Genomic DNA, 6,934 nt, shown 5'->3' on the forward strand with positions numbered 1-6,934 from the left:
CCGGCCCGGACCTGTCGGTACTGCCGTCAGCGCTGGGTCCAGCGTTGGTTGGCGGCCCCGGTGCAGGACCAGAGGAGCACCGTGGTGCCGTTGGCGGTCCCGTTGTTGTTGACGTCGAGGCACAGGCCGGACTGCGCCCCGCTGATCGTGCCGTTCGCGTTGAGGGTCCACCGCTGGTTGGCCCCGCCGTTGCAGTCCCAGATCTGGACCTTGCTGCCCGCCGTGGCGTTGGTGGGCGCGTCCAGGCACTTGCCGAGCGACTGGAGGGTCTGCCCGTTGGCCGTCCAGCGCTGGTTGGCGGCCCCGTTGCAGTCCCAGATCACCGGCTGGGTGCCATTGGTGGTGTTGCTCTGCGGGATGTCCAGGCAGCGGCCCGAGGCGACGCTGGCCAGCGCGAAGGAGGTGGTCGACGGCGGGGGCGTCGACGGCGGCGGCGTCGTCGGCGGCGGGGTGCTGGTGCCGCCGCCGCTGACCCGGTACACCACAGTGCCGTGCGCCGGGACGCTGGCGGAGATGCTGCCCGTGCTGGTGGTGGTGGCGTTGCTCCAGGCGTCCACCAGGGTGAAGGAGCTGCCGGACTTGCCGACGGCGGCGGCCGTGGTGGAGATCGTCGTCGTCGAGCCGCCCTGGTTGAACAGGGCGACGGCGACGTCACCGTTGGCCAGCCGCTTGGCGAGCACGCGGCGGGTGCCGTCGAACGAGACCTGGCTGGCCTGCAACCCCAGGGAGTCCTGGTTGATGGCGATCAGGTTCGGATTCTTGAGGATGGTCTGCGTCGCCGAGTTCATGCTGCGCACGTCGTTGCCGGCGATCAGCGGCGACGCCATGACGGCCCACATCGCGAAGTGGCTGCGCATCTCGGTGTCGTTCATGCCGCCCCGGCCGACCTCCATCATGTCCGGGTCGGTGAACGCACCCGGTCGCGCGTACGGCGCCAGGGGGACGTTGACGTTGATGATGTTCTGGATGCCCATCGGGTAGCCGTTGGTCTGCCCGGTGTCCCACGCGTTGGTGATGTCCTCGGTGGTCCGCCAGATGTTCGCCACGTCGCCCCAGTTGCGCTGCGGACCGGTCTTGGCGTGGATGCTGTTGGGGTTGATGCTGTAGACGATCGGCCGGCCGGTCGCGGCCAGCGCGTCACGCATCTTCGCGAACGTGGTGACCTGATCGTTGATGCTGCCGTTGGGGGAGCACCAGTCGTACTTGAGGTAGTCGACGCCCCAGGCGGCGAACTGCCGGGCGTCCTGCGCCTCGTGGCCCTGACTGCCGGTCGCGCCCGGGTAGCTGTTGAAGTACTGGGCGCAGGTCTTGTCGACCGGCACCTGGTAGAGGCCGAACTTCAGCCCTCGGGCGTGCAGGTAGTCGCCGAGCGCCTTCATCCCGCTGGGGAAGCGGGTCGGGTCGCCCTGCAGGTTGCCGGAGCTGTCGCGGTTCGGGTTGAACCAGCAGTCGTCGACCACGACGTACTGGTAGCCCAGATCGCGCATGCCGTTGCTGACCATCGCATCGGCCGTCTGCCGGATCAGCCCCTCGTTGATGTTGCAACCGAACGAGTTCCAGCTGTTCCACCCCATCGGGGGTGTCCGGGCGACGCCGTTCTCCAGTGCCTGGGCCACCGGGGCGCGCAGGCCCACGAGGACGGCGGCCAGGAGCAGCCCGGCCGCCGCTGCCCGCCCCCAGTGCCGGGCTCGGACGATTCGCTTCATGCGGGAGCATCCTTTCGTGATGCCGTCCTTCAGGGACAGCCGCCCGGATGAGGCGGGCATCATGAATGTCTACGCGCCCACTGTTAGCGTTAACAGCAGACGCCGGCCATATTACGGAGCCGTTTCGTCGAATTCAACTACTTCCATGTTTCGACGTGCCGCCCGTCGACGTCCAGGCGTCGACGCGACAGTGTCGCGGTCGCCGAGCGGGACCGCTAGAACGGCGCGAAGAACCGCCACACCTCGCCCTTGGTCCAGGTCGTGATGCCGCTCTCGGCGTACGTGCCGTCCACCGGCCCCGGCATGTGGCCGTTGTCGAACGCCGCCCACTGCACCGGATATCCGGCCCGGCACCCGGAGTAGGCGGTGGTGATGTGCGTACGGCTGCCCGAGGCCGGCTCCCGCGGGCTCTGCGCGGCGCAGCCGTTGGTGCGGACGAACGTGTCCCGCAACGACCGCCCCGAGGAGATGGGAAGCACCGAGTCGGTGATGCCGTGCAGACCGAAGTACGCGATGGGCTGGGTGCCGCCGCTGCACCCGCTGAGCTGGGCGCCGCTGAACACCGCCACCGCCCGGAACACGTTCGCCCGCGCACACGCCAGCGCGTAGCTCATGCCACCGCCGTAGCTGAAACCGAGCGCGAAACGCTGCGCCGTGTTGACGCAGAGGTCGCCCTCGATCAACCGGATCATGTCGTCGACGAAGGTGATGTCCTCGCCGCCGGAGTTGGCCCAGCCGTTGCCGAGGCCCTGCGGCGCGACGAGGATCGCGGTGTTGTTCGACTGCTCCTGCTGCCCGTAGTAGGACCACGGCGTCCCACTCGTTCCGCCCGAGTTGACCTCGGCCGCGGTGCCTCCCCGCCAGTGGAACGCGAAGATCAACCGATAGCGGGTGCTGCTGGAGTAGGTGGCGGGAAGCCGCAGGATGAAGCTGCGGCTCTTGCCGTTGCTCTGGATCGTGTGGGTGCCGTTGGCCAGCGTGGGGCTCTTGCCGCATCCCCCACCGGTCCCGGTGTCACCCGACACCTTGGCCAGCTGCCACTGCTGGTTGGCGCCGTTGAGGTCGGCGTACTGGACGACGTTGGCGCCATCGGCGGTCGAGGCGCCCTGGACCTCCACGGCCTTGCCGCTCTGCCGACCGATCAGCCGGACGTTTCCGGCGTCGGAGTCGGCCAGCCGGAACTGTTGGTTGGCCGCGTTGTTGTCGGTCCACTGCACGATCGCCGCCCCGTCGGCGGTCGACGCGCCGCTGACGACGGCACCCCACGTCGCATGATCGGCGAGGCGGTGGCCGAGGTCGTCGACCTCACCGAGGTCGGTGTCCGCGTGGTCATCAGCGTGCCCCGGGGCGAGATCATGGCCCGCAAGACCACCAACCGCAGGCTCGGCATCCTCGGCGGCATCTCGATCCTCGGCACCACCGGGATCGTCCGACCCTTCTCCACCGCCTCCTGGCGGGCCAGCGTCGTCCAGGCCGTGCACGTGATGGCCGCCCAGGGCGAGCGGACCGTGGTGCTCTGCACCGGCGGGCGTACCGAGCGGGCCGCCCGCGCGCTGCTGCCCGAGCTGCCCGAGGTGTGCTTCGTCGAGGTGGGCGACTTCACCGGCGCCGCCGTCACCGCCGCGGTGGGCGACGCGATGACCGGGGTGGTCTTCGTCGGCATGGCCGGCAAGCTCGCCAAACTCGCCGCCGGAATCCTGATGACCCACTACACCCGCTCGACTGTGGACCTGTCGCTGCTCGGCGCGGTGACTGCCGACGCTGGCGGCGATCCGGCGCTGGTCGCCGCGGTGACCGAGGCGAACACCGGGCGGCACGCGTACGAGCTGTGGGAGGCCGCCGGGCTGCTCGGCCCGGCCGGGGACCTGCTCTGCCAGCGGGTCGGGCAGGTGCTGCGGCGCTTCGCCGGGCCGACGGTCACCGTGGACGTGGCGATGGTCGACTTCGCCGGCGCGCGGGTGGTCGCCTCGTCGGGCCGGTGGCCGCGATGAGCCGGGCGACCGCGACGGCCGCCGACCCGCTGGTGACCGTGGCCGCCCCGGACGCGTTGGTGACAGTGGTCGGGTTGGACGCGGCCGGAGCGCCACCGCACCCCGCCCTCGCGCCCGCGCTGGCCGGGGCGGGGCTGGTCGTCGGAGCGGCCCGGCACCTGGCCACCGTTTCCGTACCGCCCGGCGTGGACACCGTCCTCCTCGGGCCGCTCGCCCCGGCCGTACGGCGACTGAGCGTCGCCGTGGCCGCCGGGGTGCCGGCCGTGGTGCTGGCCAGCGGCGATCCCGGCCTGTTCGGCATCGTCCGGCGGCTGCGTGCGGCCGGGCTGCCCCTGCGGGTGGTGCCGGCGGTCTCCAGTGTGGCCGCCGCGTTCGCCCGTGCCGGGCTGCCCTGGGACGGTGCTGCCGTGGTCACCGCGCACGGCCGCGACCCGCGACCGGCCCTGAACGCCTGCCGGGCGCTGCCCCTGGTCGCGGTGCTCACCGCGCCGGGCGTCGGCGCGGCCGAGCTGGGCGCCGGACTGATCGGCTGGTCCCGCCGGCTGGTGGTCGCCGAACACCTCGGCACCGACGCCGAACGCGTCCGGGCGGTGACCCCCGAGCAGGCCGCCGCCGGCACCTGGTCCGATCCGCACGTCCTGCTCAGCGTCGCCGACACCGCACCCGCCGGATTCGTGCCCACCGACGTCACGCCCGACCGGGTCGCAAGCGGCGGGATGCGCGCCGACAACCAGCCGGCCGCGGCACCGGCCGGTGGCTGGGCGCTGCCGGAGGACCGGTACGCCCACCGCGACTCCATGATCACCAAGTCCGAGGTGCGTGCTCTCGTCGTCGCCCGGCTGCGCCCTCGCCTGGGCCGGCTGGTCTGGGACGTCGGCGCGGGCAGCGGCTCGGTCGGCATCGAGTGCGCGCTGCTCGGCGCTGCCGTGCTCGCCGTCGAGCAGGAGCCCGCGTCCGCCGCGACCATCCGGGCCAATGCCGCGACGCACGCCGTCGACGTGCGGCTCGTCGTCGGGCGGGCTCCGGCGGCGCTGGCCGGGTTGCCCGAGCCGGACGCGGTCTTCGTCGGAGGTGGCGGTGTCGACGTCCTCACCGCCGTGGTGGCCCGCCGACCCGAGCGGGTGGTGCTCACGCTGGCCGCGCTGGACCGCGTCGCGCCGGCCGTGGGCCTGCTGCGTGCCGCCGGCTACACCGTCGAGGGCAGCCAGCTCTCCGCCGCCCGCCTCGCCGACCTGCCCGGTGGGTCGATCCGCCTCGCGGCCACCAACCCGGTGGTCGTCCTCACCGGGGAGCGCCCGTGACCGACCAGAACCCGCCCGCCCGGATCGGCCTGGTGGCGGCCACCGCCGCTGGCCGACGGCACGCCGACACCCTGACCGCCGCGTGGCCGCACGCCCGGCTGGTCGAGGGGGAGACGGTCGCCGACGCGCTGCGCAGCGCCTGGGCCGGCTGTGACGCCGTGATCGTGTTCCTGGCCACCGGGGCGGTGGTGCGCATCCTCGCGCCGCTGCTCGACGACAAGCGCACCGACCCGGCCGTGGTGGTCGTCGACGAGGCGGCCCGGCACGCCGTGGCGCTGCTGGGCGGTCACGCCGGCGGGGCCAATGCCCTCGCCGAGCAGGTCGCCGCGCTGCTCGACGCCCGACCGGTGATCACCACCGCCACCGACGCGGTCGGCCTGCCGGGGCTGGACACCCTCGGCTGGCCGGTGCAGGGCGCGGTCGCCGCGGTGTCCCGGGCCATCCTGGACGGCGAGCCGGTCCGGCTGGTCGCCGACGCCGACTGGCCGCTGCCCGCCCTGCCCCCGAACGTCTACGCCGCCACCGCTCCGGCGACCGTGGCCACCGGCACCGCCGTAGGCGGGGCCGGCAGCGCCGGCGGCCACGAGGACACGCCGGACGACGGGTACCGGCTGCTGGTCACCGACCGGGTGGTACCGCTCGACGGGCGCACGGCCGTGCTGCGACCGCCGTCGCTGGTCGCCGGCGTCGGCGCGAGTCGGGGCGTGCCGGCCGCCGAGGTGACCGAGCTGCTGCACCGGGTGCTGGCCGAGGCCGGCCTCGACCCGGCGAGCCTGCGCTGCCTGGCCAGCGCCGACATCAAGGCCGACGAGGCGGGCATCCGCAGCACCGCCGACGCGCTCGGCGTACCCCTGGTGACCTGGCCGGCGACGCGGCTGGCAACTGTCGACGTGCCGCATCCCAGCGAGGTGGTCCGCGCCGCGGTCGGCACGCCGAGCGTCGCGGAGGCCGCGGCGCTGCTCGGACCGGACGGCCGATCCGACGACGCGACGCTGCTGGTCGGCAAGACCGCGACGGCGATGGCGACCGTCGCGGTGGCCCGGCACGCACCGCGCGGCCGGCTCGCCGTCGTCGGCCTCGGGCCGGGCGCCGCCGACCTGCGGACCCCCCGCGCGGTGGCGGAGCTGCGTCGCGCGGCGGTGGTGGTCGGCCTGGACCAGTACCTCGACCAGGTGCGGGACGTGCTGCGGCCGGGCACCCGGGTGCTGTCCAGCGGGCTGGGCGCGGAGGAGGCGCGGGCCCGCGCGGCCGTCGCCGAGGCCGCCGCCGGCCGGGCGGTCGCGCTGATCGGATCCGGCGACGCCGGGGTGTACGCGATGGCGAGCCCCGCCCTGGAGTACGCCGACCAGCGGATCGACGTGGTGGGCGTGCCCGGAGTCACCGCCGCCCTCGCCGCCGGGGCGCTGCTCGGCGCGCCGCTCGGACACGACCACGCCTATGTGAGCCTGTCCGATCTGCACACCCCGTGGGACGTCATCGAGCGGCGGGTGACCGCCGCCGCCGAAGGTGACTTCGTGACGCTCTTCTACAACCCGCGCAGCCGGGCCCGGGACTGGCAGCTCGGCAAGGCGCTCGGCATCCTCGCCGCGCATCGGCCCCCGGACACCCCGGTAGGTGTGGTGCGCAACGCCAGCCGCCCCGGCGAGCGGGTGCACCTGGCGACGCTGGCCACGCTCGACCCGGCCATCGTCGACATGTACAGCGTCGTGGTCGTCGGCAGCAGCGACACCCGGCTGGTCGCTGGCCGGATGGTCACCCCCCGGGGGTACCGGTGGCGCTCGTGACGATCGACGCCTGCCAGGGCTGCGGCGCCTGCCTGCTCACCTGCCCCACACACGCGATCCGACCGGTCGCCGGTGGCCTCACGGTCCGCGCCGACCGCTGCACCGGCTGCCTGGAGTGCCTGGAGATCTGCCCGGTCGACGCGATCCGCGTC

The 6,934-nt window shown here is 73.6% G+C and carries 4 protein-coding genes and 3 pseudogenes; 4 read left to right on the forward strand and 3 right to left on the reverse strand.

Annotation, left to right across the window (positions count from 1 at the left end; all coding sequences use genetic code 11):
* Window positions 1-26 precede the first annotated feature (26 nt).
* The 3 genes and pseudogenes from AB0J68_RS23280 to AB0J68_RS23290 form a co-directional block, all read right to left on the reverse strand.
* Window positions 27-1,706 (reverse strand): ricin-type beta-trefoil lectin domain protein, encoded by a 1,680-nt coding sequence (locus AB0J68_RS23280; protein WP_363940460.1) that lies wholly within the window; start codon window positions 1,704-1,706, stop codon window positions 27-29.
* Window positions 1,707-1,930: 224 nt separating this feature from the next.
* A pseudogene (locus tag AB0J68_RS23285) lies at window positions 1,931-2,740 on the reverse strand (glycosyl hydrolase); the annotation flags it as partial.
* Window positions 2,723-2,959 (reverse strand): annotated as a pseudogene (locus AB0J68_RS23290) (RICIN domain-containing protein); the annotation flags it as partial. The pseudogenes AB0J68_RS23290 and AB0J68_RS23285, both read right to left, overlap by 18 nt.
* Before the next feature lie 6 nt (window positions 2,960-2,965).
* On the opposite strand from AB0J68_RS23290, the pseudogene cbiD reads away from it, so the two are divergent.
* The 4 genes and pseudogenes from cbiD to AB0J68_RS23310 all read left to right on the forward strand — a co-directional run.
* Window positions 2,966-3,697 (forward strand): annotated as a pseudogene (gene cbiD, locus AB0J68_RS23295) (cobalt-precorrin-5B (C(1))-methyltransferase CbiD); the annotation flags it as partial.
* Window positions 3,694-4,998, forward strand: a complete 1,305-nt coding sequence (gene cbiE, locus AB0J68_RS23300) for a precorrin-6y C5,15-methyltransferase (decarboxylating) subunit CbiE (RefSeq protein ID WP_363940461.1) — start codon at window positions 3,694-3,696, stop codon at window positions 4,996-4,998. The pseudogene cbiD and the gene cbiE, both read left to right, overlap by 4 nt.
* Complete coding sequence (gene cobJ / locus AB0J68_RS23305) at window positions 4,995-6,782, forward strand: precorrin-3B C(17)-methyltransferase (protein ID WP_363940462.1); 1,788 nt, start codon at window positions 4,995-4,997, stop codon at window positions 6,780-6,782. The genes cbiE and cobJ overlap by 4 nt, the downstream gene beginning before the upstream one ends.
* On the forward strand, window positions 6,770-6,934 hold a 165-nt coding region (locus tag AB0J68_RS23310), incomplete at its 3' end, for a 4Fe-4S binding protein (RefSeq protein WP_363940463.1). The genes cobJ and AB0J68_RS23310, both read left to right, overlap by 13 nt.

Origin of the sequence: Micromonospora sp. NPDC049580, assembly GCF_040675595.1 — a bacterium.
Lineage (GTDB): Bacteria > Actinomycetota > Actinomycetes > Mycobacteriales > Micromonosporaceae > Micromonospora.

Coding starts and splice junctions, on each gene's coding strand:
- AB0J68_RS23280 (WP_363940460.1), bottom strand. CDS start 1,706: ATGAAGCGAATCGTCCGAGCCCGGCACTGGGGGCGGGCAGCGGCGGCC.
- cbiE (WP_363940461.1), top strand. CDS start 3,694: ATGAGCCGGGCGACCGCGACGGCCGCCGACCCGCTGGTGACCGTGGCC.